Annotated in this window: 22 protein-coding genes, 1 tRNA gene and 1 pseudogene; 10 read left to right on the top strand and 14 right to left on the bottom strand. The window is 50.8% G+C overall.

Translation table 11 applies throughout. The features are described 5' to 3' along the window. Positions 1 to 18 precede the first annotated feature (18 nt). From NOC_RS02850 to NOC_RS02830, 5 genes are all read right to left on the bottom strand, one after another. The gene (locus NOC_RS02850; protein WP_002812030.1) at positions 19 to 954 is read right to left on the bottom strand and encodes a ribose-phosphate diphosphokinase; all 936 of its coding nucleotides are present in this window, start codon (positions 952 to 954) and stop codon (positions 19 to 21) included. Positions 955 to 1,079: 125 nt separating this feature from the next. Continuing rightward, a tRNA-Gln gene (locus tag NOC_RS02845) sits at positions 1,080 to 1,154 on the bottom strand. 17 nt (positions 1,155 to 1,171) lie between these two features. Then, a complete protein-coding gene (gene ispE, locus NOC_RS02840; RefSeq protein WP_002812113.1) occupies positions 1,172 to 2,014 on the bottom strand; it encodes a 4-(cytidine 5'-diphospho)-2-C-methyl-D-erythritol kinase in 843 nt (280 codons plus the stop codon). 7 nt (positions 2,015 to 2,021) lie between these two features. Then, a complete protein-coding gene (gene lolB, locus NOC_RS02835) occupies positions 2,022 to 2,627 on the bottom strand; it encodes a lipoprotein insertase outer membrane protein LolB (RefSeq protein ID WP_011330372.1) in 606 nt (201 codons plus the stop codon). Beyond that, the gene (locus NOC_RS02830; RefSeq protein ID WP_002813723.1) at positions 2,624 to 4,369 is read right to left on the bottom strand and encodes a tetratricopeptide repeat protein; all 1,746 of its coding nucleotides are present in this window, start codon (positions 4,367 to 4,369) and stop codon (positions 2,624 to 2,626) included. The genes lolB and NOC_RS02830 overlap by 4 nt, the downstream gene beginning before the upstream one ends. Before the next feature lie 281 nt (positions 4,370 to 4,650). Here NOC_RS02830 and hemA point away from each other — a divergent pair, with 281 nt between their 5' ends. The 5 genes from hemA to minE all read left to right on the top strand — a co-directional run bounded on the left by hemA (position 4,651) and on the right by minE (position 9,031). Further along, positions 4,651 to 5,913 carry a glutamyl-tRNA reductase gene (hemA, locus tag NOC_RS02825; protein ID WP_002813733.1) on the top strand — a complete coding sequence of 421 codons (1,263 nt, stop codon included), beginning with the start codon at positions 4,651 to 4,653 and terminating at the stop codon, positions 5,911 to 5,913. Between the two features lie 12 nt (positions 5,914 to 5,925). Beyond that, the gene (gene prfA, locus NOC_RS02820; protein ID WP_002813839.1) at positions 5,926 to 7,008 is read left to right on the top strand and encodes a peptide chain release factor 1; all 1,083 of its coding nucleotides are present in this window, start codon (positions 5,926 to 5,928) and stop codon (positions 7,006 to 7,008) included. A gap of 144 nt (positions 7,009 to 7,152) precedes the next feature. After that, a complete protein-coding gene (gene minC / locus NOC_RS02815) occupies positions 7,153 to 7,887 on the top strand; it encodes a septum site-determining protein MinC (protein ID WP_002812939.1) in 735 nt (244 codons plus the stop codon). A 39-nt stretch (positions 7,888 to 7,926) separates the two neighbouring features. Further along, on the top strand, positions 7,927 to 8,733 hold the full coding sequence (gene minD, locus NOC_RS02810; RefSeq protein WP_011330371.1) for a septum site-determining protein MinD: 807 nt from the start codon (positions 7,927 to 7,929) through the stop codon (positions 8,731 to 8,733). Positions 8,734 to 8,740: 7 nt separating this feature from the next. After that, positions 8,741 to 9,031, top strand: coding sequence for a cell division topological specificity factor MinE (minE, locus tag NOC_RS02805; protein ID WP_011330370.1), 291 nt, complete (start codon positions 8,741 to 8,743; stop codon positions 9,029 to 9,031). A 204-nt stretch (positions 9,032 to 9,235) separates the two neighbouring features. On the opposite strand, the gene NOC_RS02800 is transcribed toward minE, so the two are convergent. Genes NOC_RS02800 through hemC form a run of 4 tightly spaced genes read right to left on the bottom strand, consistent with a single transcriptional unit; the run spans position 9,236 to position 13,983 of the window. Further along, positions 9,236 to 10,519: a heme biosynthesis protein HemY gene (locus NOC_RS02800; RefSeq protein ID WP_002812117.1), complete on the bottom strand. Its 1,284-nt coding sequence runs from the start codon at positions 10,517 to 10,519 to the stop codon at positions 9,236 to 9,238. Then, complete coding sequence (locus NOC_RS02795) at positions 10,516 to 12,264, bottom strand: uroporphyrinogen-III C-methyltransferase (protein WP_002812364.1); 1,749 nt, start codon at positions 12,262 to 12,264, stop codon at positions 10,516 to 10,518. The genes NOC_RS02800 and NOC_RS02795 overlap by 4 nt, the downstream gene beginning before the upstream one ends. After that, entirely contained in the window at positions 12,261 to 13,058 is a 798-nt protein-coding gene (locus NOC_RS02790) for a uroporphyrinogen-III synthase (protein WP_002814092.1), read from the bottom strand. The genes NOC_RS02795 and NOC_RS02790 overlap by 4 nt, the downstream gene beginning before the upstream one ends. Then, positions 13,051 to 13,983, bottom strand: a complete 933-nt coding sequence (gene hemC, locus NOC_RS02785; protein ID WP_011330369.1) for a hydroxymethylbilane synthase — start codon at positions 13,981 to 13,983, stop codon at positions 13,051 to 13,053. Before hemC ends, NOC_RS02790 begins: the two co-directional genes overlap by 8 nt. Positions 13,984 to 14,235: 252 nt before the next feature. Here hemC and argH point away from each other — a divergent pair, with 252 nt between their 5' ends. After that, positions 14,236 to 15,639 carry an argininosuccinate lyase gene (gene argH / locus NOC_RS02780; protein ID WP_002814263.1) on the top strand — a complete coding sequence of 468 codons (1,404 nt, stop codon included), beginning with the start codon at positions 14,236 to 14,238 and terminating at the stop codon, positions 15,637 to 15,639. Here the strand turns inward: argH and gcvT are convergent. From gcvT to NOC_RS02760, 4 genes are all read right to left on the bottom strand, one after another. Next, positions 15,636 to 16,751, bottom strand: a complete 1,116-nt coding sequence (gene gcvT, locus NOC_RS02775) for a glycine cleavage system aminomethyltransferase GcvT (RefSeq protein WP_011330368.1) — start codon at positions 16,749 to 16,751, stop codon at positions 15,636 to 15,638. The two genes, argH and gcvT, sit on opposite strands and share 4 nt — an antisense overlap. 611 nt (positions 16,752 to 17,362) lie before the next feature. Then, complete coding sequence (locus tag NOC_RS02770; RefSeq protein ID WP_002814040.1) at positions 17,363 to 18,646, bottom strand: RNA-guided endonuclease InsQ/TnpB family protein; 1,284 nt, start codon at positions 18,644 to 18,646, stop codon at positions 17,363 to 17,365. Between the two features lie 257 nt (positions 18,647 to 18,903). After that, positions 18,904 to 19,509: a PIN domain-containing protein gene (locus NOC_RS02765; protein ID WP_011330366.1), complete on the bottom strand. Its 606-nt coding sequence runs from the start codon at positions 19,507 to 19,509 to the stop codon at positions 18,904 to 18,906. Positions 19,510 to 19,577: 68 nt separating this feature from the next. Next, complete coding sequence (locus NOC_RS02760) at positions 19,578 to 19,781, bottom strand: hypothetical protein (protein WP_036497914.1); 204 nt, start codon at positions 19,779 to 19,781, stop codon at positions 19,578 to 19,580. Positions 19,782 to 20,561: 780 nt separating this feature from the next. On the opposite strand from NOC_RS02760, the pseudogene NOC_RS02750 reads away from it, so the two are divergent. Beyond that, positions 20,562 to 21,008 (top strand): annotated as a pseudogene (locus NOC_RS02750) (MliC family protein); the annotation flags it as partial. Between the two features lie 136 nt (positions 21,009 to 21,144). Then, positions 21,145 to 21,537 carry a VOC family protein gene (locus NOC_RS02745; RefSeq protein ID WP_002812284.1) on the top strand — a complete coding sequence of 131 codons (393 nt, stop codon included), beginning with the start codon at positions 21,145 to 21,147 and terminating at the stop codon, positions 21,535 to 21,537. Positions 21,538 to 21,573: 36 nt separating this feature from the next. Here NOC_RS02745 and NOC_RS02740 read toward each other — a convergent pair whose 3' ends face one another. After that, positions 21,574 to 23,064, bottom strand: a complete 1,491-nt coding sequence (locus NOC_RS02740; RefSeq protein WP_002813112.1) for an FAD-linked oxidase C-terminal domain-containing protein — start codon at positions 23,062 to 23,064, stop codon at positions 21,574 to 21,576. A gap of 85 nt (positions 23,065 to 23,149) precedes the next feature. Between NOC_RS02740 and NOC_RS02735 the strand changes: the two genes are divergently transcribed. Both NOC_RS02735 and NOC_RS17635 read left to right on the top strand, forming a co-directional pair. Continuing rightward, positions 23,150 to 24,265, top strand: a complete 1,116-nt coding sequence (locus NOC_RS02735; RefSeq protein WP_002813661.1) for a hypothetical protein — start codon at positions 23,150 to 23,152, stop codon at positions 24,263 to 24,265. Beyond that, a complete protein-coding gene (locus tag NOC_RS17635; RefSeq protein WP_002812691.1) occupies positions 24,259 to 24,402 on the top strand; it encodes a hypothetical protein in 144 nt (47 codons plus the stop codon). Before NOC_RS02735 ends, NOC_RS17635 begins: the two co-directional genes overlap by 7 nt. The last annotated feature ends 97 nt before the right edge of the window (positions 24,403 to 24,499 follow it).

Raw genomic sequence — 24,499 nt, 5'->3', positions numbered from 1 at the left:
CACAACGATAAGGGGCATTTATTCCACAAAAAGGGAGCTGACCGACTCCTCAGCGCTAATCCGGTATACGGTCTCGGCCAGCATTTCAGCGATACTTAGCTGACGGATTTTACTACAAGCAGCCGCCTCTTGATGCAGTGGGATGGTGTCCGTTACCACCAGCTCATCCAGCATGGACTTGTTGATATTGTCTACCGCTGGTCCAGAAAGAACCGGATGGGTGCAATAGGCTATCACCTTGGCTGCCCCCTTTTGCTTAAGGGCGCGGGCAGCCTCGCACAAAGTGCCCGCCGTATCCACTAAATCATCCACCAGCACGCAGGTACGCTCTTCAACATCACCAATAATATGCATGACCTTGGCTTCGTTAGGGTGAGGTCGGCGCTTATCGATAATCGCCAACTCCGCTTCCAAGTGCTTTGCCAAGGCACGGGCCCTCACTACCCCGCCCACGTCAGGTGACACAACGATTAAATTAGCATATTCATGCTTCCAAATATCACCTAGAAGAACCGGCGAAGCATAGACATTATCTACCGGCAAGTCGAAAAATCCCTGAATCTGGTCCGCATGGAGATCCACCGTCAGTACCCGGTCGGCACCTACCACGGTAATCATATTAGCAACGACTTTGGCGCTGATAGGGACACGGGCCGAGCGGGGCCTACGGTCTTGGCGGGAATAACCAAAATAGGGGATCACCGTGGTGATTCGGGCCGCGGAGGAACGCCGAACCGCATCCACCAGGATCAGTAATTCCATTAAATTATCATTAGTAGGTGCGCAGGTAGGCTGAATGATAAAGACATCCTTGCCGCGCACATGCTCCATCAGCTCTACCATGACTTCCCCATCGCTGAAGCGACTTACCTGAGCTTTAGTCAGGGGAAGATGGAGATAGGTAGCAATATCTTTCGACAGCTGAACATGGGCATTACCGCTAAGAATAACCAAGCGAGATGAAGAACCAGATCCAGTATCGGGAGTTCCTGGAGGGTAAGTACGGAATTTTCCTGTGCGTGTTAGCACTGTTACTCTCAGAGAAGAGAAAAAATAATATTAATGAACATTTCAAAAAATGGCTGGGGTGCCAGGATTCGAACCTGGGAATGCGGGGATCAAAACCCCGTGCCTTACCTCTTGGCGACACCCCAACAATACTAAAATACCGTTAGCAGCCCGTTTTCTCCAAACAATCTAACAATAGCGAATAATTACAGCCTTTAGCAACAATACCTTGCCAGTGGGAAGGCATACATGCTAATGCCGCTAAGGCTTGGGATTTTCCATCGAACGCCGCAAATATACTGCTGCCCGTACCTGTCATCCTCGCCGGTGAAAACTGGGACAACCAATCAAGGGCATCAGCAACCACGGGGTAGAGCCCCCGCACCACAGGCTCGCACACATTCTCCCCTTCGCCGGCAAGAAGACCCGATATTGTCATAGGTTTGCAATCCCGTGTCAATTCTGGAGCGATAAATACCTCACGGGTGGATACCTGAACTGCCGGAGTAACGATCAAATACCAGGGCTCGGGTAACTCAAGGGGCTGCAACTGCTCTCCCACCCCTTCCGCCCAAGCCGCGCGGCCATAGATAAATACCGGCACATCGGCGCCCAATTCCAACCCCAATTGAGCTAATTGGGAGATAGATAACCCCGTTTCCCAGAGATGATTTAAAGCCACCAGGGTAGTCGCCGCATCCGAGCTTCCACCACCCAACCCGCCGCCCATGGGGAGGTGCTTACGAATCCGGACTTCTACTCCCTGGGAGCAGGCCGTTCTCTGCTGCAAGAGCAAAGCTGCCCGATACACCAGATCGTGTTCTACCGGCACCCCCGGTAAGGGTGATAAGTGTTCAATACGCCCGTCTGCACTAGGCCGAAATTCCAGCCAATCGCAATAATCAACAAATTGAAAAGCGGTTTGGAGCAGATGGTAACCATCTTCACGGCGTCCAATGATATGGAGAAATAAATTTAATTTGGCGGGAGCGGGCCAAAGCAACACGAAATGCTTACCCTAACTGCCAGTGATCGATAACGAGCCGTAACCGAAGTTTTGGATGCTCTAAAAAGATTTTACCAGGAAGCGCAAAGTTTTCAATCCACTTATAATCCAAATAGCGGATTTGCCAACCGCCTTGGGACAAACGGAGCAAGCGCCCAAAAGAGTCTAAGGACGACTTGACTACAGGTAATCCTGGTGCCGGCAATCCCAATAGCCAATAACGCAGGCCACTCACGGGCAAGGACCACCCCAAGCGAGTCCCAAGGAGTTCTTCTGCGGAGGTTGCGATCATTGGTTCCTCCTTAGGGGCACGAAGAGTAACCCTGTCAGGATTACCATACAACTCCACACTCCCCTGTCCAAGGGGAAAAAGCCACAGAATTTTAAATTCATCGCCCCTTTGCGTCCACCGCAAGGTACCCGTCCAAGCCTCTTTGATAGCATTGATTGCTAAGCGCCCACTCAAATTCCAGTCTTCAATTTCTTGCAGGGCAAACTGGCGCTCCTGCCATGTTTGCTGAGGATCGGCAGAAGGGGAAGGTTGGCGAAGGGGCATACAGCCCGCAAGCAGGATGAGGCTCATTAGTATAATCGAAAGTCTGCACCACTTCATTCCTGAAAGCGCTGCATAACTTCCAAAAGCACTTTATTGCCTTGGTTCATTTTAAGCGTATGTTGCCATACCTGGCGGGCACCCTCCCTGTCACCCTTTGCCCACAGCACTTCACCCAAATGGGCCGCGATTTCCGGGTCTTTGCGGAGCTCCATCGCCTCCCGCAAATATTTCTCCGCTTTGTCGTAATTTCCCAAGCGGTAATGTACCCAGCCCATACTATCAAGAATAAACGCATTATTAGGCTTTAACCTCATTGCCCGGGAAATATAGCGTAGCGCTTCCTCAAGACGTCTCGTTCGATCCGCTAAGGTATAGCCAAGCGCATTGAGGGCCTCGGCATTACTCGGCTCTAAGGTTATAACCCGCTGCAAATCCTGTTCAGCAATATCCAGCCGGCCTAGGTTTTCTGCCACCAAAGCGCGAGCGTAGAGCAAATTAGTATCATCTGGGCGGCTGTGCAGCGCATTATCATAATGGCTCATCGCCTCCTCATAACGCCCAGCATTGATAAGAATCTCACCTTCTGCAAGCTGAAACCGATCGGCCTGAGTGGGGAATTTTCTACTTAATAATTGCAAATGTTGACGGGCGGCCGGTAGATTGCCCTGTTGCGCTGTCACTACCGCCTGGCGAACCTGGGCATCCACCATCAACCTGCCGCCCGTAATTGAGGCATACCAATCAATGGCCTTACCAGCATTACTTTGTAGTTCAGCTAACCGCCCTAGATAAAAACGAGCTTGGTCTACATTCTGGCCTAATTTTAGCAAACGCTGAAAATAGTCTTCCGCCGGCTTATACTCCAACCGTTCCATAGCTAATAAGCCTTGGGCCAACAGGACGTCTGGATTCTCGGGCTGCGCTTGTTCTAGCTGCTCGAACAAACGCTCAGCCTTAGCTACTTGACCGGCTTCCATCAACATTTGCCCATAGGCTAAACGTAAAGGAATACTCGCCTCTTCATTTTCAATCACCGTTTCCAGCGATTCGAGGGCCATTTCCTCCCGCCCCTGCTGCTGGAGAATTCTAGCCCGCATGATCAGGGGCCTATCCGCTTCGGGACGCTGGATAATTACCCGCTCTACCGTGCTCAGGGCGAGATCCAACTGCTTTAGCTGCAAGGCAAGGTAAGCATACCCATAGAGGGCATCTGGATCGTTGGCTTGAAAGGCGGATAGATTGCCCATTAACGCCAATGCTGTTTCTGGGTCTGCGCTCCCAGCCAACATGGTAGCAATCTTTAAAAAAGTACGTTCACCGCTTTCCGGGCTTAGGGCAACCAAATGCTCTAGGTGATTTTCAGCTTCATTGTATTGCTGTTGCCCGAGGAGCAAAGAGACTAAAGCTTGGCGCGCATCCCCATTGCTCGGGTCCGCCCTCACCCATAACCTGGCTGCCTGGGTAGCCGCGCTGATATCCCGAGCAAAGAGGGCGATACGGGTTGCCCGCTCCGCGAGGCGCGGATCGCGAGTTTCTCCCGCTGCTTGCAAATAAACCTCCATCGCATAGCCAATTTGACCGCGCTGGCCCGCAATGTCAGCAGAAAGCAGTTGATACAGCAGGGCAGGGGTCAATTCAACATCTGGATACCTTGTCTCCGGGATTGCCGTTGCTGTCGCCGGTCCCGTGGTATTCTCTTCAGCCTTAGCGGCAACCGCTGGGCGCATTTCCTGCGTAGCACAGCCTGCTAGCAGCAACACTACTAACCCAGCGGTTAATCGGAAAGGAGCCTGTTTCATCTATATCTCATCACTCCTGAGTGACTTGTTCCGGTAAATTACGAATAATATGCCTTATTTTGGTAATATATAAATTCGCCTTGGGTGATATTTTCGCACATTTAAGCTTAAGGTCCCCTATAAAAATGCTAAATACCATTAAACTTAGTTCAGTTTGAGAGTCAGCGCGGACATGCTGGGTTCCAGATTAAGGAATTATTTCGAACAGCCTAGATGATAAAATTCGCTCTGTTAAGAGTAACCCAATAACTATTAAGCTAGTACGGCTCTTTTTTGCCCCTATGCAACTGCTTGCCTTTGGTGTCAACCATAAAACCGCCTCGGTTGCTATCCGAGAACAAATCACCTTCGCCCCGGAACGTCTTCCTTCTGCGTTGACGGAGCTAGTAAATCGCAGTGGCGCCAAGGAAGCAGCCATTCTATCCACTTGTAACCGGACCGAACTTTACTGCGGCTGCGCACCGGGGCAACAGGAAGCCGTTATCGAATGGCTGCGCCAATATCACGGCATGGAGCCTAAAATTCTTGAGACTTGCCTCTACACTCACCCGGATCACTCCGCAGTGCGGCACCTGCTCCGGGTGGCAAGCGGACTGGATTCCATGGTCCTTGGCGAGCCCCAGATTCTAGGTCAAATCAAAGCTGCTTATAGCTATGGCCTGGAGGCGGGAACCATCGGCCGGGTATTGGGACGCTTATTCCAACACACTTTCTATGTGGCCAAACAGGTTCGCACTGATACAGCAATTGGCACCAGTCCCATATCGGTAGCCTTCGCCGCAGTCAGTCTAGCAAAACAAATTTTTGGCGATCTGGAATCCACCACGGCTTTTCTCATTGGCGCGGGCGAAACCATCGAACTGGCGGCGCGCCATTTGTTCACCAATGGGGTCGGGCACATTATTGTTGCTAACCGTAATCTTGACAAAGCTTACCAACTAGCCAACCAATTCAATGGCTATGCCATCCCTCTCGCGGAGATGCCAAAACACCTATCAGAGGCGGATATTGTGATTTCCTCCACCGGGAGCCAATTGCCCATCCTCGGCAAAGGCACCGTTGAGCGGGCCTTGCGGATCCGTAAACACCGTCCTATCTTCATGGTAGATATTGCCGTTCCCCGGGATATCGAACCTGAGGTGGGGGAACTACAGGATATCTACCTTTATAATGTGGATGATTTGCAGGAGGTCGTCCAGGAGAACCTCCGCTCCCGCCAGGCGGCAGCTTTACAAGCCGAGGAAATCATTGATACCCAGGTGGAGTACTTCATGGACTGGGTGCGCACTCAAGATGCCGTGCCAGTCATCTGCGCTGTCCGTCAGGAGGCTGATCAACTACGCAAGGAAGCTTTAGAAAAAGCCCGCCGCCGCTTGGCCCAGGGCCATGACCCGAATGAAGTCCTGACAATGCTGGCCCATAATTTAACTAACAAGCTCATGCATGTGCCCACAAGGCAACTACGGAGCTTGGGTGCTACAGGAGATGAGCTCGCTTTACAAGCAGCCCTTAAAATTTTCGATGTTGACCACTTCAAAGCTTAAAGAGATCTGTCCATGAAGGACTCTATTCGCAGCAAGCTAGAAACCCTGGCCGAACGGCAGCAAGAACTCACTGCCCTATTAGCCGAGCCGGAAATAGCAAGCGCACAAAAAAAATTCCGCGAGCTGTCCCAGGAATATGCCCAGCTTGAACCCGTTATTGGCTGTTTTCGGGACTTTGAACAAGCCCAAAGCGTTCTTAATGAGAGTAAGGCGCTTCTCCAAGATCAAGATCCAGAGCTTCGGGTCCTGGCCCAGGAAGAAATCGCTGCCGCGGAAAAAAAGCTCGAACGGCTCGATCGGGAGTTGCATACGCTGCTCCTGCCTTCCGACCCTAACGATAAACGTAATATCTTTTTGGAGATTCGCGCTGGCACAGGCGGTGATGAAGCAGCCTTATTCGCTAGCGATCTTCTGCGGATGTATTTACGCTATGCTGAACAACGGGGCTGGCGAACAGAAATCATGGGTGATAGTCCGGGGGAGCATGGCGGCCATAAAGAAATAATCGTCCGAATAGTAGGTGCAGGCGCCTATTCACGTTTAAAATTCGAATCGGGTGGCCACCGGGTCCAACGGGTTCCTCAAACCGAATCCCAAGGCCGTATTCACACCTCCGCTTGCACTGTGGCTATCATGCCAGAAGCCGAGGAAATCGATGATATTGACATTAATCCAGCGGATCTGCGTGTGGATACTTTTCGTGCTTCCGGAGCCGGGGGTCAGCATGTCAATAAAACTGACTCAGCTATTCGGATAACCCACCTTGCTAGCGGGATCGTAGTAGAGTGCCAAGATGAACGCTCCCAGCATAAGAATCGGGCTCGGGCAATGTCCCTGCTACGGACTAAGCTAAAATCGGAGGAAGAAGCAAAGCTAGTAGCTGAAGAAACCGCAACTCGGCGTAGTCTTATCGGTAGTGGGGACCGCTCGGAGCGAATTCGCACTTATAACTTCCCCCAAGGCCGGGTGACCGACCATCGGATTAATTTAACACTTTATAAACTCGATGAAATCCTCCAAGGCAATCTCGATGCGATTATCGATCCATTAGTAGCAGAACATCAAGCTGACCAGCTTGCGGCATTAAGCGATTAAAAGATAGGGAATTTTATTTTCCCCTCCTTGTCTTTCAGCACTCATACCTGTATAAAAGGAAGCTCGCCTTGTAGGAAATGAAAGATACGCTAAACATAACCCAAGCAAAACTAGCCGTTCCCATCTCATCCGTATTACCGCTTTATGTCATCCATGGCCTTTGCCCCAAAACGCGCTTTTGAACTTAAAGGCGAACTATCCGCCCTAAGCGTATTGCGGCTGCAAGATACCGATATGGGACGAATAGCCCGCGAGCTCGCGGCTAAAGTCAAAATTGCTCCCGGATTCTTTTCTAATACGCCGATTGTCATTGACCTTAAGGGTCTAGACGACGGTGAACGCTTGCTCGACTTTACGGCACTTAAGATCGTGCTCATCAAGCATGGCCTCGTACCCATAGGCGTGCGCAATGCTCGAATTAACGCGCGAGAAGCAGCGGCCCAAGCCGGTTTCGCATTACTTAGAAATAATCCCGCCGAGCATTCTCCAGCCGCCAACACTGATGGCTCCAGGATTCAGCGCCGCCAATGGAATTCTGAAGCGCCTCCCCCCCGCAAAAGTCTGATGATCACGCGGCCCGTCCGTTCAGGACAACAAGTCTACGCACGGGAATGCGATCTTATCGTATTGGCCCAGGCCAGCCCTGGCTCGGAGCTGCTAGCGGACGGTAATATTCATGTTTACGGCTCATTGCGAGGGCGTGCGCTAGCGGGAATCCGTGGAGATATAACGGCACGGATATTTTGCCAAAGCTTGGAAGCAGAATTGATTGCCATCGCAGGGAATTACAAACTGATCGATGACACAGAAGATTCGCTCAAGGGACATCCTGCCCAGGTTTATCTGCGGGAAGACCACTTAATGATTTCACCATTATAATCAAAAAACCAGATCCACAGGCTAGGGAGGATCGATCACGTGACCAAGATAATTGTCGTCACATCCGGTAAAGGTGGCGTGGGCAAAACAACGACGAGTGCCGCGTTTTCCACGGGCCTTGCTATGCAAGGCTATAAAACTGCGGTCATTGATTTTGATGTGGGCCTGCGCAACCTAGACCTTATTATGGGATGTGAACGGCGGGTCGTCTATGACTTCGTTAACGTCATAAATCAGGAGGCGCGACTCAACCAAGCGCTTATCAAGGATAAGCGTCTTGAGGAATTGTATATACTTCCCGCCTCCCAAACCCGTAACAAAGAGGCGCTCACTAAGGAAGGGGTAGCGCGGGTTTTAGAGGAACTGCGAGAACTGGAGTTTGAATATATCGTTTGTGACTCACCGGCGGGGATAGAACATGGCGCGCTTATGGCCCTTTACTTTGCGGATGAAGCCTTGGTGGTCACTAATCCTGAGATTGCCGCAGTCCGGGACTCTGATCGAATCCTTGGCATCATACAAAGCCAATCCCAGCGTGCCGAACGAGAGCAAGAGTCCATCAAAGAACATTTAGTTATCAGCCGCTATAACCCCGTGCAAGTCAAGCGGGGGGAGATGTTGAGCGTGGATGATATTCTCGAAATCTTGGCAATTCCTCTGCTAGGCGTTATTCCCGAGTCTAAGGCAGTTCTGCAATCCTCCAACGCGGGAATACCGGTTATTCTGGATGAAACCACCGATGCTGGCCACGCCTATTGGGATTCAGTATGCCGCTTTCTAGGCGAGGATGTTCCCCATCGGTTCATCCACCAGCGCAAGCCTTTCTTCAAACGGCTTTTTGGGTAATATAAAGATGAGTTGGTTCAATTATTTCAGAGCAACAAGGGGAAATTCAGCTCGCACTGCCAAAGAACGATTGCAGATCGTGATTGCTCATGAGCGGATAGATCGCTCTGGCCCTTCTTATCTGCCCAGATTACGGGGAGATATTATTGAAGTTATCCGCAAATATATAGAAATTGATGAAGACCAGGTCAAAATTCAAATGGAACAAGAAGGCGATATGGACGTGCTCGCCTTGAATATTCAACTGCCCGATGCCTCTCCCCCGCTGTCCGAAACCCGTCATTCTTCCAAGCAATAACTCTTCAACGGGGGGAGAGTTGCTTTTTGAACGACTCGATGGTGCGGCCGCCCACGTATTTGGTTGGTGGTGAAGCAACGCCATAGAGTGCGCTCTTGAAGCATACGGCTTCGGGAGCGATCTCGCTTGTGTGGCTACCAACTCTTCCATAGAGGTAACCACACAGCTAAGATGAGCTAGAATTTTAAAAAACCTTCTGGATCTCTAGGGAGCGGGTCCCGTCAATTGTGGCGTATAATCACTGCCTGATAGGGAAATCTCCCGAGCCTTTTCTGGCAAGCTAAATTTAACGCTTTCCTCCACCGCGCCACGGGTAGCCATCGACAATCCTTTACTGTAGCACTCAAGCGCTGCCTCTGAGTCGCCGATCTCCTCCAGTACTTTTCCAAGTTCATGATAAGCCTCTGACCTTGGTGCATAAGCAATACTGGTTTCCAGGTATTGCCGAGCTTTGCCCCATAAACCATTATACTGGGCTAGTCTTCCCAAAGTTAGCAGTAACCAAGGATTATCTCCCTGCTGAGAAAGCCAAGCTTCTGCCCGCGTTAACTGCGCCACCAGATCTGATGACTGAACCAATCCATACAAATAGATCAATTCATCGCTCCAGTTTCCTTTCAGGGTATCCTGGAGGAGTTGCTCCGCCAGATCGTGTTCATTCCGATCAATGAGCGCATAAACATAGGCCGCCACGATTTTGGGATGTTTCCGGAAACGGTTGGGAACCGCCTTCCACCTATCGATCAAAGCAGCGTTGCTTTCACTTTGAGCTGCTTCCTGCAAAAGTTCCACATGGGCCATGACCTCTAATGAATGGGCTTCTTCCTTACTCACCAAACGCCGCTTGCATAATTGAAGGAGCAAACCCAACAACTGATCCCAATCTCTTTGTTGTAAGTAAAGCGATTTTAGCAGCTTAAGCGGCTGGGGATGCCTTGGGTCTAAAGTTCGTAGATGATTTAGAATCGCCAGTGCCTCCTCAAACTGCCCACTGTTTACCTGCAGTTCCGCCTGAATCAGTTCAATGGCAAAAGTAGCGGCGGGTACCGCCTCCCGGGCCAAATGCAAATAGTGATCGCGTCGCTCGTAAGCACCTTGATTCTGGGCGGATCGGGCAGCGGCAATATAATTGAGCAAGGGAGTGTTACTATAGGCGATGTCTTTAACCAGGGCTCGCTCGGCCCGGTCCCAATTTCCTTCTTCTATGTCGATTAAACCTTCAATCAACATTTTGCTAGCGCGGGAGCTACGCCGCCGCTGCCGGCTTTCTCCCAGTCGCCGGGGAGCTTTCCCTATATGGGAGACGAAGCGCAGCGCTAAGTATCCACCGATAAAGATTAATCCTAATACGATCACTGCTAATGTCAGAGTCGTTTCTATCATCCATTGACCGTATCCGATAACAAGATAACCAGAATCATCGTGGGTAAGCAGCTCCAGGCCAATCGCCAGGATCAAAACAATTAGGCCAAAGATGACGGCTTTCATGCCCTGCCTCCTTCACTGCCTCTGGCGGCTTGGGGCTTTATGTGCCTTAATACCTGACTTAAAGTTTTCAGCGATCCAGAAATATCTGGCAAAGAAGATTCTATAGTCGCCTGTTCTAGCTTAGCGAGCGTATCCTTTATCACTTTAGCCTCAGAACCTTGGAAATAGGTCTGCAACCAGCTTTGCGCTAACTCAAGGCTTTGCTGAAAAGCGGCTTCATTTTTTAGTAAAAGATTCAGCCGGGCCGTCTTTAATTCAAGCCGCAGATTTTGATAGAGAAAATAACGCTCTTCCGGCAGTAAGGTAGGAATACCGCCACCTTCTACTTCATGCCGGTGCTTGACCACAACCAAACTCTTGAGGTCGTCCCAAATAACCCGCAAAAATTCCTTGATTTTCGCAATATAAGTATTGCCTTCCGGCTCCGGAGTCTTCTCGGGGGCTTCTCCTTCAGCCTTTGAAGCGGGCACTGACTCTGCTAGAACCGTTTCTTTGAGCTCTAGGGTTTTTACTCGATTGATAATATTAGTGAGAGACAGGGCCATACCGTCAATATCAGGATCAGGAACTGCTTTTAGGGAATTAATTTCTTCCGCTAATTTAGCACGCACCGGCATAAACGCAGGATTAGCCATATCGCGAAGGATCCGGTCAGCCGCTTGCAAGGCAACCAGGGCTACACTTACATTTTGTCCTAGTTGTAATCGCTCATTGGCAATGCGCATGAGATAAGCCGCTTCCGCGATATCCCAGTTGCCCGGCTGCGGCCCCTTTTCTACTTCGGAACGAAGAAGCCCCAGAGTAGACTCTAAGGTCGCCATTCCTTGCTGAATCTGCTTGAGATCGCCTTTATTCTCCGCTATTTCTTTCTTTAGATTAGTAACTTCCTGCTGAAGCGATTCTTCTTGTCCAGCAAGCCGTTCATCCATCTCAGAGGCGACTCTTCCGGCAAGTTGCTCATCTACTTGCGCAGCTATGCGGGCATCTATCTGGGGAGATTGAGTCTCTAATTGCTCAGCCACTTGCTTGGACAAAGACTCCCGCGCTTGTCGCTCTTTCTCAACTAAGAAGCGGGTGTAATAAACGCTACCCAGCGCTACTAAAATTAGGGCAATTGCCAGTATCACAAACCCTACCAAGGTTTTGCCTCGACCAGGCCCACCACTTGCCTTCTCTACCTGATAGGGATGAGTACGACGGATAGAGCGTTTACTATCTCTTGCAGGAAGCCCCTCTTTTTTGGGCGACTTAGCCGCACTTCCGGCTGCTTGGGGGGGCTCCGAGAAAGAGGCACTTTTCTCTTTGGAGCCCTGAGCTGGTGGCACCGATTCTGAAGCTCCGGTTCTTTTCTCAGCCTCCGGATTTTCCGGCTCCTGGGCTTTCGAAGTCAGCTCGGCTTCCTTTGTTTTTGACAAGGTAGCATCTTCAGAAGATTTTTCGGAGGAACTCCCTATAGGAGGAGGGGATTCTGCTGGTGCTTCGGAAGCTGGTGTATTACTTTCCGATTTCGAAAAAGGAATGCTGCTCTCCTTGGAGTCTTGCTCCGTTGTTACTACTCTGGATGCAGCAACAGGCGTCTCAGACTCTGGTTTTTCCGGCTCTGGGGCTTTGGAGTCAGCTTCCCCACTGGCCCCCTTAAAACCTGCTTTTTCCGATAATCTGGCTTTCTTTTCTTTCCTTTTACTATAGTAGGGTGCTGCTTTCGCGCCTTGCTGTCCCGGCAGGTTCTCTTTTTTATCGCTCATAATTTATCCTCATGGTCAATAATGGTCTGGACGAGAGCGGCATCGCTAGGCTCCTGCGCCACCCATATCTGGGTAAACCCAAGCTCTCTTGCTTGCTGGACTTGCCGGGAACCGATGACTACCAGCGGGGTTCTGCGAAGTTTTTCTAACAGAGGCTCCCCGGCAAGGTGGCAGAGGTTTTCCAAAACAGCTTTACTGGTGGTGATCACCACATCTACCGGAACATTAACCAGGACTTGTCGGAGATTGGCAGCCACCGAGGGGGAAGGAAGACAGCGGCGGTATACTTCGGCATATTCAACTTTGGCCCCTCGCTTGGTCAGGGTCTTTGCTAATAGTTCTCGTCCTCCACTAGCCCGAAAGAGGACAACCTGCTGCCCCTTCATATCTTGCAACTCATCCATGGCCAATAACGCTTCGCTGTTATAGCCATAACTAGGACAAAGGCGGGGATACAGCCCAAAGTTCCCCAACGCTTGCGCTGTAGCCCGCCCTACCACCGCAATTTTAAGGTTTGCAGGCATCTCACGGCGGGCAAATACCCACGGTACCCCTCGCTGTACCGCATTGGCGCTGACAAACACGGCCCAATGAAAATCATCCAAGCGGCCAATAATTTCCTCTACTACGGCGGGTACTTCCGAGTCGCCAATTTCTACTGTCGGAAAGCGCACGGCTTGCCCGCCTTCAAGTTCAATCGCCTGGGATAATTTTTCGGCTTGCTCTGCCGGCCGGGTAACCAACACCCGCCGGCCAGCAAGCCGCTGCTGTGGGATAAACCCGCTTTCAGCCACTGTAAACCTCTGCCAGGATCTTATCCGCCCCCCGCCGAAGCAAATCCTCACCTAGCGATGCGCCTAAACTTTCTGCTTCCCCAGGCATTCCCCATGTTTCTCCTCGGATAACCCGGCCGCCATCAGGCTGTCCCACCAGCGCACGCAGCCGCAGTCGTTCATCCTCTAGCTCAGCATAGCCAGCAATAGGCACCTGGCAACCACCGGCAAGCCGTGCATTTAATGCCCGCTCCGCACGAATGGTAATCCGCGTCGGAGGATGTTCGAGCACTTTAATAAGTTCCTCGGTAGCGGTATCCCCTTTTCGGCATTCAATGCCAATAGCCCCCTGACCGATAGCAGGAAGACTGACTTCGGGAGCCAGCGATTCCCTTATTCGTTGGGTTAACTCTAAGCGTTTTAAGCCCGCAGCGGCCAAAATAATAGCATCAAATTCGTTATTATCTAATTTAGCTAGACGCGTATTCACATTACCGCGCAGATCCAAAACCTGGAAGTCAGGGCGACGCTCCCGCACTTGGCTTTGCCGGCGTAAACTTGAAGTTCCCACTCGCGCACCCTCCGGCAAACTATCCAAATCCTGCCAATGATTGGAGACAAAAGCATCCCGCGGGTCGCCTCGCTGGCAAATAACCGCTATATGGAGATTTTCAGGCAAATCCACCGGCACATCTTTCATGGAGTGAACGGCAATATCAGCCTCTCCACTAAAGAGACCTTGTTCTAGCTCCTTAATGAATAATCCTTTGCCACCTATCTTGGCCAGGGGCGTATCCAGAATTTTATCGCCCTGGGTGCTCATGCGGACCAGCTCTATGTTCAAATCAGGATAGTGGTGACGCAAGGTATCAGCAACATATTCAGCCTGCCATAAAGCGAGAAGACTCTTACGGGTGGCTATGCGAAGACAGGTCTTTGCACTCATAATAAACACCATTTCATATTGATTTGATAAGTTAAAGCTGTTTAAAGAAGAAATGAGACCGGTGCCGAAATTGCAAAATTTGAATAAATATTTCGCCGAGCAGGACACTAATCTAGGCTAAAATCAAGGCAAACATTTTATTAATCCGACCGACTATTGCAGCTTTTCCACAGAAATTTAGCGTAAAATTAGTGCAAGATACCTTGATAATAAAAACTTTTCCACTTTCAGCATCCGGAGAATGTCCCTTTTATGAGTCACAACAATGTCACTCATGGCAAACCCTGGTCCGGTCGTTTCCACGAACCCACCGATACCTTTGTCGAAGAATTCACCGCCTCTATCGGCTTTGACCACCGGCTTTACCGGCAAGATATCCACGGTTCCATCGCCCACGCTCGTATGCTAGCCAAGGTGGGCGTACTCTCCAGGGAGGAATGCGATGCCATCATCCAAGGTCTAGAAACTATTGCTCAAGACATCAGCCGAGGGCAATTTTCCTGGTCTGTAGCCCTTGAAGATGTGCATATGAACATTGAAGCCGCCCTTACCGAGCGTATTGGCCCCGTCGGAAAAAAGCTCCATACCGGCCGCTCCCGAAATGATCAGATCGCCACCGATATCCGGCTGTATCTACGAGATGCCATTGATCTTATCACCGCCCAGCTACAGCGCTTGCAAGAAGGATTGCTAGCGATAGCCGAGCGGGAAGCAGCCACCATCATGCCAGGGTTTACTCACCTACAAACAGCGCAACCGGTCACTTTTGGCCATCATTTAATGGCCTGGTTTGAGATGCTGCTAAGAGATACCGGGCGTCTCGCAGACTGCCGCCACCGGGTTAATGTTTTGCCCTTGGGAGCAGCGGCATTAGCGGGAACTACCTTCCCCATCGATCGGGCCTATACAGCCGAGCTACTAGGCTTTGATGGTATAGCGGAAAACTCATTGGATGCCGTATCTGATCGGGATTTTGCCATTGAGTTTACCGCCGCTGGCGCCCTTCTTATGACCCATTTGTCCCGGTTCGCCGAGGAATTGGTGCTCTGGTCCTCAGCCCAATTCGACTTTATCACCCTGCCGGATCGATTCTGCACGGGCTCTTCCATTATGCCCCAGAAAAAAAACCCGGATGTACCAGAATTGGTAAGGGGAAAAACAGGGCGGGTCAACGGTCATTTAGTGAGTCTTCTCACCCTGATGAAAGGCCAACCGCTGGCTTATAACAAGGATAACCAGGAAGACAAAGAACCGCTCTTTGACACCGTTGATACTCTCTTGGGATGCCTGCGGGCCTTTGCGGATATGATCCCAGCAATCACAACCAATCCCGATAAAATGCGGGAAGCAGCAACTAAAGGCTATGCGACCGCAACCGATCTTGCTGACTATCTGGTACGCAAAGGCGTTTCATTCCGGGATGCCCACGAAATCGTGGGCAAAGCCGTGGCCCTTGCCATCGAACAAAGCAAAGATCTGGCCGCCCTCAAGTTGGCTACCCTCCAAGACTTCTCTCCTGTTATCGAGGAAGATGTCTTTGATGTCCTGACCCTAGAAGGCTCAGTGGCGGCAAGAAATCACCTGGGAGGTACCGCGCCCGCCCAGGTGCGTGCGGCCATCCAACGGGGGCGGGAGAAACTAAACTCCCTGGCCTAACTTACCTCGATGGGTTCCATGAGCTCTGCTGGTACACAGGCTCGGCCATTGCGAACAAAGGGAGGTTTGACCATAGCGGCTGGTACCGCCCGCCCCCGGATCTGGACTTCACAGGGGCCATCAGCGCCGACTGGCACCCGGGCAAGGGCGATGGATCGCTCCAAACTGGGAGAAAACCCACCACTGGTCACCACGCCTTCCCCCAAGTTAGTGGTGATGGTCTGCCCATTGCGCATGAGCCCCTTGCCCTGGAGCAATAAGCCCACTTGTTGATGGGGGCAACCCGCAGCTTGCTGGGCTTCCAAAACCGCACGACCTATAAAATCCCGCTCCGGGGGTTTCCAGGCGACCGTCCATCCAAGACCTGATTCCAGGGGGGTTGTGGTCTCATCCATATCTGCCCCATACAGACACATTCCTGCTTCTAGCCTTAAGGTATCCCTCGCCCCAAGGCCACAGGGCTTCGCCCCGCCTGCCTGCAAGCGCCGCCACCAGTCTTGGGCTTGTGAGCCTGATAACAGTAATTCATAACCGTCCTCCCCCGTATAGCCGGTACGGGCAACAAAAAGCCCCTCCTCCCAGGTAGCCTGAAAGCGCTTAAGGTTAACAACTTTTTCCTTTAAAGATTCGGGTAACTGGCCGTGGACCTGGGCACGAGCTTCGGGTCCTTGGACGGCGATCATCGCCAACTCAGGACGCTCTTCCACTTGAACTTTGAAGGGAGCGGCGTGAGATTCAATCCAAGCCAAGACCTTATCCCGGGTTCCCGCATTAGAGACCACACGAAATTCTTGCTCCGCCATCAGGTAAACAATAAGGTCATCAATAACTCCACCCTCCGTATTAAGCATACAGCTATACAGCGCCGTGCCAGGGACGGTTAAACGGTCCACGTTATTAGCTAGCAACTGGTGTAAAAAAGGACGTACCTTCTCGCCTTTAAGCTCTATCACGGTCATATGGGAAACATCGAATATCCCCACCCCTTGGCGCACCGCTTGATGCTCTGCCACTTGGGAACCGTAGTGCAAAGGCATATCCCAGCCGGCAAAGTCCACTAACCGGGCTCCCGCCGAGCGATGCAGATCAAATATCGCCGTATGTTTTCCCATGACACACTCCTCCTCAAGAATATTAAACAAGGGCGTAGACCATAGAACCTCTGGAAGATCCCGATGGTTCCCGCCCTTGCAAGATTAAACTTCTATTTTCCCTAGATTTTACAGCCTGAAGCGCGAATAAGAAGTACTCATCATCGTTTCTTTATCTCTTGGCTTCCCCCACGGCCCTAATAATTTGGTTGGCACGAGAATAACGAAGATCAAAGCGAGCGCCTATTTCCTTCATCGTGCGCCCACCACTAGCATAGGCCCGCAAATAGCCTCATCTTGGTCACAATGCCTTTTGGAAAGAACTTTAGGGGTTTTGCTGCGGGCCGCAGAAAGCCACATAATAAAAGGTGTCAGGGAAATTCAATACGTAAAGGCCGAACCATGAGTTCAACCCTACCATAAGATTAAAAGCAAACAAACCACAAGGCTTGACCCTATAGGGATGAGATGATCTGCGCTGGCCAGGGCTTGGTAAGAAAGGTTTTCCCGCTACCAAAAGCCAATATATTAACGGTCATACTTATTATGTTTGGAGTTTGCGGCTAAGCCTCATTCGCTTGTTCCCGACAAGCTCACTCGCCTTGCTGCAATTCGCGTTTCCATGGAGTCCTTTAGCAGCCATAAGCCGCCGCCGGTTGGTATACTCCTCCACGCGCATGACTTCCCGGCCTCCCGCCGGTAGCTAAAATTAAAATATTTCTGGCCGCGTTGATGTCGCGGTCATGGGCTGTTTGGCAGTCCGGGCAGGTCCACTCGCGGACCTTGAGCGGCATGGCTTTTTGCACTGCGCCACACACCGAGCACGTTTTACTGGTGGGCGCCCAGCGGTCTACTTGCCTAAACTCGCGGCCATACCACTTAGCCTTGTATTCCATTTGCCGCTTGAGTTCATGCATCCCCACATCGCCCAACGCCTTGGATAGCCGTCTATTGGCCATCATGCCCCTGACGTTGAGCGTTTCCATGGCAATGAACCCCGCCTGGCGAATCAGCGCCGTGGTGAGCTTGTGCAGCCAATCCTGGCGGGTATTGCTCACCCTGGCATGAGCTTTAGCAACCCGTATCCGCTGACGATGCCAACGAACACTGCTCTTACGCTTGCGGGATAGCCTGCGCTGGGTTTTTCTGAGTTGCCGGGTATGCGTGCGTAGGTGCCGAGGATTACCGGACTTCCAGCCCTCGGAGGTCACCACCACATCGCACACCCCTAAATCAACACCGATACCGTTTGGCTTTCGCGGTAGGGGTTGGAGGGTTTCCTCGCACATGAACGAAACACAATAACGGCCGACGCAATCCTGGGTGACCGTCACCATCTTGGGGATGCCCTGGGGCTTGCGGGACCACTTGAGCTTGAGTGCCCCGAGTTTGGGCAATTTAAGAAACTCGCCCGCTCGATACATGCCTGCTACCTGACGTTGATCGAGTTGATAGCGGATGCTTTGGGTATGCGTTCTTTTTTTGAAACGGGGATACTTCGCTCGCCCCGCAAAAAAATGCCTGAAGGCCGTGTCCTGGTCCCTGAGCTTTTGGATCAGGCAGGTGGCGCTGGCCTCCTTGAGCCAAGCGTACGGGCCTAACCCTTTGAGGAACGTGAGCTGGCGGCTAAAATCAACGCCAGTCACGCGCTTGTCATGTACCCTATATTGACGGCCCCGCCAGGTCAGACAGGTGTTCCATACCCACCGGGCATGGCCGAATTCCATAGCCAGTTGCTGGCGCTGGACACTCGTGGGGTAGAAGCGGAATGTATAGGACCGCTGAACAGTGGTAGAATCGTGCTCGGTCATGGCCTCAATGCTTTTCTCATTGGGTCGGTGGCAAGTGGCTAGGTGGTGTTGCAAGCACCCTCTAGCCGCGCTTATTTTACCGCGAATTTTGCCCGCCGCCAACATCACTTTATGGGACCCTCGCGCTCGATGCGCCGTTCCACTTCGCACTCTCGCTAGGGGGTCGTCGTACATCCCTGTACTCCTTCGAAGGAGCTTAGAGGAGAGAGGCAGAAGTTAGTGGCAAAACCTCCGTGGAAGACCTGTACTGGGACCGCTGATACCGAGAAGGCAACACCTCTTGCCTCCATCTTAACGTCCAGAACGCTCAGCCGGAATTTCCTACAGAATAAAACCAGTGAGGCAATCGATTCACGGCCTTGTTAGGGATGGCTAATGGGTGGTTTATAACTAACATTTTCGTTCTCTATCACAATATATTTCTGCTGGCGCAATTGTTCAATCAAACGCATTAATTCAGTTTCTCCAAGCTTTTTCATGAACAATGCGTTGATCGTATTTGCTAAAGTTTTAACCTTGCGGGGCCGGGAATGACCACGCGAGGAAAGGCTTTTTACAATAGCAACTATTTTCTCTTCGGATGAAGTAGCATTCGAAACGCCTAGAAAAGGTATCTCGGATATCTCCTTTTCTCGTTGAGCGTATATCTTTTTTTCTTTCAAATGCCGGATAAGGGGATCAAAGCCAGTATCTTTCGAGATGATGTGAAAATAGCCTTTCGGGTCCCGCTCCGCTAATTGACCTATATAGAACGCAATATGGAAATCCAGAGCGTTGGAACCATTTCCAGCGATTTTCACGTACTCGGCATTGCCGCCTAAGGATTGTAGCGATGAAGCAAAATCAAATGGCACTTTAGTTTGATTAGCGCCTATAAAAACCAGTACCTTAGATGGATGATCTTTGAGAACAGCCAAACTCTTTGGTTGAACATTCTCGTAATCGATTAATATGTAATTATTCTTCACAGGATGTCCTTTTTACCCATCCTAATTCCCTGATTATTTTATGGGACCTGCTTCATACCAAAAACAAACTACCTGCCGTTAGTGAGCGCAATCGGAGTGTTAGTGCAGCTGGCTGCCTCTACTGTATTAATCATTCTATCAAGCCGGACCATACATTTTTCTACGACGAGACCACCTCTACCATCGCTGCTGATATTAGTGACGAAGGGTCCAGCCTGGCTAGCGCAGCCAGAGATCACTGTAACAATGAGAACAAACACAACTTTATGCATAAACTTCTCTTTCCCGTAGTTTAGAATAACAAAGACCCAAATCTAGCCTCATCCCCAAACATTACTTTAGAGTAATTTATTCAATAAATTGATATTAATTTGAGAATCAAAGGAAACCTGTCTACTTATGGATTGGAAATCATCAATCCCACTCTTAAACGATAGCCTACCTCTAGTAACTTCGTCTTTTTACCAACAGACTTTAATCATCTATTGGCATTGCTACGTAAGACAAGTACCGCCGCTCCATTAGCTCCGCTAATTTTTAGAGGCGTCATGGAACTTCTGATTTGCGATGGGAGAGTGCTAGATTGTGTTTTATGAATTTCTATGTTCTGAACAAGCGACTTGATGGGGAAGTAGAATAAATCAGCTCCCATGCTGGTGATCTTCTGGCAATTCAACCATCCCAAGATCACAAATATATGCTTTGTTAAGAAAGGAAAAAATCAGATTTTATTTTATAACGCTATGCTAATATCAATCCTAATTATGTCTAAAATAAAGTTCATATTGACGGTTATGGGGCTCGCAATTCTAATCGCCTGTAGTCATTCTGCCGACCAGCCAGTAAACAACAACTCCCATTAGGGATTGCAGAAAAAAATTATCTCTGGAACGGTAAGTTCCTGGAAACGCGTGGCGCTCCCACCAAACGTAAAGCAAAAACCTCCTCGCCCTTGGGTATTTGAGTGTGACGACCTTGTCCTTAGCACAGTTAGCGATCCCGACAAAATTACTCTGTATCTTCCCTAGGGCCGCAGCGAGACATTAGCTCAAGTACGCGCCGCGTCCGGCGCTAAATATAAAGGAAAAAAGATGCTCTTTTGGCATAAGGGCGATAGCGCCATACTCGAGATCAACGACAAACGCTATCAGGGTTGCCGCCGCAACCAGGAACGCGAGGCGCGCATTCCAAACTCTTTCTGGCCTGTGGGTTTCCGTGCTACTGGCAACGAGCCGGGCTGGATAATGGAAATCATCAAGAAAGGCGAAATCCATCTGCTGATGGATTATGGTAAGACCAGGATTCCTCTACCTGAGATGAATCCAACAACAAGCGGCGAAAGCACTATCTACGAAACCAAAACAGGGACACATAGACTACGGATCCTAATCACACCGGGAACCTGCATTGACAGCATGAGCGGTGAACAGTTCCAAGCCCAAGTGATTCTCAAATTGGCGGATAAAACATATCGTGGCTGCGGACATTTCTTGGAATAGACGGCCATATTGACGCCCGCCTTCTTAGGCTGGGTATTTAAAATATTTCAAAGCGTTTCTAAACTTATTAATGCTTAAGCTGTCCAGAGGAGTAAAGTCCCGTGCATCTTTTAAGATTAAAATAAAGGAGAGCGCTATGGCTGTGCAACTCAACCATACCATTGTGATGTCACACAACCAGGAGCAATCGGCAAAATTTCTGACTGAGATACTTGGACTACCTGAGGCTAAACCCTTCGGCCCGTTCCTGGTGGTTGAGATGGATAACAAGGTAAATTTGGATTTCTACGAAACCGATGGCGAGATCGCCTCGCAACACTACGCTTTCCTTATTACAGAAACCGAGTTTGATGAAATCTTCGCCCGCCTTCGCGAGCGCAATATTCCTTATTGGGCCGATCCAGGCCAAAACCGATCAGGTGAAATCAACCACAACGACGGCGGTCGAGGCGTATACTTTGAGGACCCTAACGGACACCTCCTCGAAATTATCACCCGACCCTATGGCAATGGCAGCTCGCTAAGTTAAAGTGTTTAGCGTGGCCTTTATTAATCGGATCTTGACTTAAAATCTGTCCAATTCTGGAAAAGGAAGTTTACCTTGATGGACATGCATGGCCCCAAATTCGGCACAGCGATGCAAAGTAGGAACGGCTTTCCCCGGATTAAGCAGGCCCTTGGGATCAAAGGCAGCTTTGAGGGCGTGAAATTGTTGTAGTTCAGCGGTGCCAAATTGGATGCACATCTGGTTAATTTTTTCTATTCCTACCCCATGTTCACCCGTGATAGTACCGCCAACGGCAACACAAAGCTCCAGGATATTAGCCCCAAGCTGTTCAGCCCGCTCCAGCTCGCCAGGGCGATTAGCATCATAGAGAATGAGAGGGTGCAGATTTCCGTCCCCCGCATGAAAAACGTTAGCCACGGGAAGATTGAACTCTTGAGAAAGCTCGTTAATCCGTTCTAAGACCTGGGGCAGGCGGTTACGGGGAATGGTCCCATCCATGCAGTAATAGTCGGGTGCCAGGCGGCCAACAGCCGGGAAGGCCGCCTTACGCCCCTGCCACAATTTTGCCCGTTCTTGCTCATCCAGGGCTGTGCGAATTTCGATGGCGCCATGGCTCAGCAGCAATTCCCGGACTTTGCGGATCTGATGAGAAACCTCCGCCTGGGTACCGTCTAGCTCGCATAGCAGAATGGCGGCGGCTTCCTGGGGATAGCCTGCATGGACAAAATCCTCGGCGGCCCGGATCGCCAGATTATCCATCATCTCCAAGCCCCCGGGGATAATACCCGCGCTGATAATCCCTCCTACCGCGGCGCCTGCCTTGGCCACGTTATCGAAGGCCGCCAAAATCACCTGGGCCCGCTCGGGGAGGGGCAAAAGCCTGACCGTGACTTCGATGATGACCCCAAGCAGCCCCTCCGATCCCGTCATGAGGGCCAGGAGATCATAGCCAGGAGAATCAAGGGTTTCACCTCCCAGGGAAATCTCCTCCCCCGTCATGGTCAGCATCTTTAATCCAAGGATATTATGAACCGTGAGACCATATTTAAGGCAGTGGACGCCGCCAGAATTTTCTGCCACATTGCCACCAATGGTGCAGGCGATTTGCGAAGAGGGATCAGGGGCGTAATAGAGCCCGGCGGGGGCAGCTGCTTCAGAAATGGCTAGGTTTCGCACCCCCGGTTGCACTCGGGCCGTGCGGCTAATAGGGTCAATAGCAAGAATACGGTTAAATTTCGCAAGACTGAGTAACACACCGTTTTTCAGGGGTAAGGCTCCACCGGAAAGGCCGGTACCCGCCCCTCGCGCCACCACCGGGATATCCCAACTATGGCAAATTTGCAAGATTTTTTGGACCTGCTCGACTGTTTCCGGTAATACTACCATCCAGGGGAGGACGCGATAGGCAGAAAGCCCATCACACTCATAGGGGCGCAAATCTTCCTCTTCAAAAAGAATAGTTTCTGGGGAAAGAAACGCGCTGAAGGCTTTAACGAGTTTACCCTTGGGGATGGAATGGGCGAAAGTCTCATGGGTTGGCGATGACAAGGGACCAGCTCCTCTAGGACAATTGTATGTTCAATAACGAATCATAGCATTTTACAATTTACCTGGAGAGAAAAGAGGATCGAAGATGTCCGAATTGATTGAAGCGGATGAATTAGTCTTTGATGTTCTCCGCAGGCTAGGAGAAGGGAAGAAATTTGTTGATCTCGATGCCCACGCCCATTTGCTCTTAAAGCGATTAGAAAGGGATACAGGCCGATTCTGGGGTGCCTCCAGGACGACAACCTGCACCCAGCAGCGGCTAGCAACTAAATGCCGTCTGCTACCCTTAATTTATCCCACCTTTAAGGCTAGATGCCAGCAGTTGCGGTTAAATCCTCCGCCACTAGAAACTCTCTGGCGGATTTATCTCCCCTTAGCCCACTGGATAATAATGCAGAGAGCAAGAAATTCCAAGGAAGTGTTAGTCCTTGGAATAAGCGGGGCTCAAGGATCAGGCAAATCTACCCTTTGCGGCTTGCTTCAGATTATTCTTGAGGCCGGTTTTGACCAGCGGACGGCTATTTTATCCATGGATGATTTTTACCTTAGCCAGACTGAGCGCCTCCGCTTAGCGGATCAGGTTCACCCTCTTTTCCAGACCCGGGGGGTGCCAGGGACGCATGATGTATCGCTGGCCATGGAAATTTTGACATCCGTGAAAAGGGCGGACCCAGACACCGTAACCTTGCTGCCGGTTTTTGATAAGGCCATGGATAATCCTCTGCCGCGGGAGAAATGGACCGCTTTTCAAGGAAAACCGGCCATTATTTTGTTTGAAGGGTGGTGTGTGGGAGCCAGGCCAGAGCCTGCGCCGCGCCTGACTAAACCTGTTAACATTCTGGAGGCACGGGAAGATCAGGAAGGCGCGTGGCGCCATTATGTCAATGGGATGCTGGAAAATGAGTATGCGCAATTGTTCGGTTTATTGGATGCCCTACTCTTTCTTGAAATACCTACCTTCGAGGTAGTTTATAGGCAGCGGCTAGAGCAGGAACAGCAGCTTGCCCAAGCGTTGCGGCACGGACAGAGCAATAGAGAAGAGCGGCGCGCCATGAGCGCATCAGAACTGCGGCGTTTTATTATGCACTTTCAACGGCTGACGGAATACCTGTTGGATGAAATGCCAGGGCGGGCCGATCTCGTTCTGGAAATTGACGAACACCGGCAATTTCGGGGCGTTGGAGTTCTCCATGGATGGTGAACGACCCCCTAGCGAGCGTGCGAAGCGTAGCTTTGCTGCGAGCGCGAGGGCCAGGTTACTTGCGTTTTGCCATGAATTGGCGCTATGATTTTCCCGTTGCCAATAGCGCGACCTATCCTCGGGAGGAGGAGAAGTGATGCGCGTGGAGGGTGATACCCAACTGAGGGCCTTGCGCGCTAAGTCGTGGCCAGCCCAAGGCACCCATTGAAGCGCGAATTCTCCAGGCGGATGAGG

Origin of the sequence: Nitrosococcus oceani ATCC 19707 (assembly GCF_000012805.1) — a bacterium.
Taxonomy (GTDB): domain Bacteria; phylum Pseudomonadota; class Gammaproteobacteria; order Nitrosococcales; family Nitrosococcaceae; genus Nitrosococcus; species Nitrosococcus oceani.
Note: the sequence above shows the minus strand (reverse complement) of the source record. Positions and strands in the feature narration are given on the sequence as shown.

What these genes read in the sequence shown, in the direction of transcription:
- hemC (WP_011330369.1), bottom strand. Translation starts at nt 13,983, where the DNA reads ATGAGTGCAAAGACCTGTCTTCGCATAGCCACCCGTAAGAGTCTTCTC.
- hemA (WP_002813733.1), top strand. Translation starts at nt 4,651, where the DNA reads ATGCAACTGCTTGCCTTTGGTGTCAACCATAAAACCGCCTCGGTTGCT.
- prfA (WP_002813839.1), top strand. Translation starts at nt 5,926, where the DNA reads ATGAAGGACTCTATTCGCAGCAAGCTAGAAACCCTGGCCGAACGGCAG.
- NOC_RS02830 (WP_002813723.1), bottom strand. Translation starts at nt 4,369, where the DNA reads ATGAAACAGGCTCCTTTCCGATTAACCGCTGGGTTAGTAGTGTTGCTG.
- NOC_RS02760 (WP_036497914.1), bottom strand. Translation starts at nt 19,781, where the DNA reads ATGCATAAAGTTGTGTTTGTTCTCATTGTTACAGTGATCTCTGGCTGC.
- NOC_RS02745 (WP_002812284.1), top strand. Translation starts at nt 21,145, where the DNA reads ATGGCTGTGCAACTCAACCATACCATTGTGATGTCACACAACCAGGAG.
- NOC_RS17635 (WP_002812691.1), top strand. Translation starts at nt 24,259, where the DNA reads ATGGTGAACGACCCCCTAGCGAGCGTGCGAAGCGTAGCTTTGCTGCGA.
- minC (WP_002812939.1), top strand. Translation starts at nt 7,153, where the DNA reads ATGTCATCCATGGCCTTTGCCCCAAAACGCGCTTTTGAACTTAAAGGC.
- NOC_RS02770 (WP_002814040.1), bottom strand. Translation starts at nt 18,646, where the DNA reads ATGTTGGCGGCGGGCAAAATTCGCGGTAAAATAAGCGCGGCTAGAGGG.
- argH (WP_002814263.1), top strand. Translation starts at nt 14,236, where the DNA reads ATGAGTCACAACAATGTCACTCATGGCAAACCCTGGTCCGGTCGTTTC.
- NOC_RS02795 (WP_002812364.1), bottom strand. Translation starts at nt 12,264, where the DNA reads ATGAGCGATAAAAAAGAGAACCTGCCGGGACAGCAAGGCGCGAAAGCA.
- NOC_RS02735 (WP_002813661.1), top strand. Translation starts at nt 23,150, where the DNA reads ATGTCCGAATTGATTGAAGCGGATGAATTAGTCTTTGATGTTCTCCGC.
- gcvT (WP_011330368.1), bottom strand. Translation starts at nt 16,751, where the DNA reads ATGGGAAAACATACGGCGATATTTGATCTGCATCGCTCGGCGGGAGCC.
- lolB (WP_011330372.1), bottom strand. Translation starts at nt 2,627, where the DNA reads ATGAAGTGGTGCAGACTTTCGATTATACTAATGAGCCTCATCCTGCTT.
- minE (WP_011330370.1), top strand. Translation starts at nt 8,741, where the DNA reads ATGAGTTGGTTCAATTATTTCAGAGCAACAAGGGGAAATTCAGCTCGC.
- NOC_RS02800 (WP_002812117.1), bottom strand. Translation starts at nt 10,519, where the DNA reads ATGAAAGCCGTCATCTTTGGCCTAATTGTTTTGATCCTGGCGATTGGC.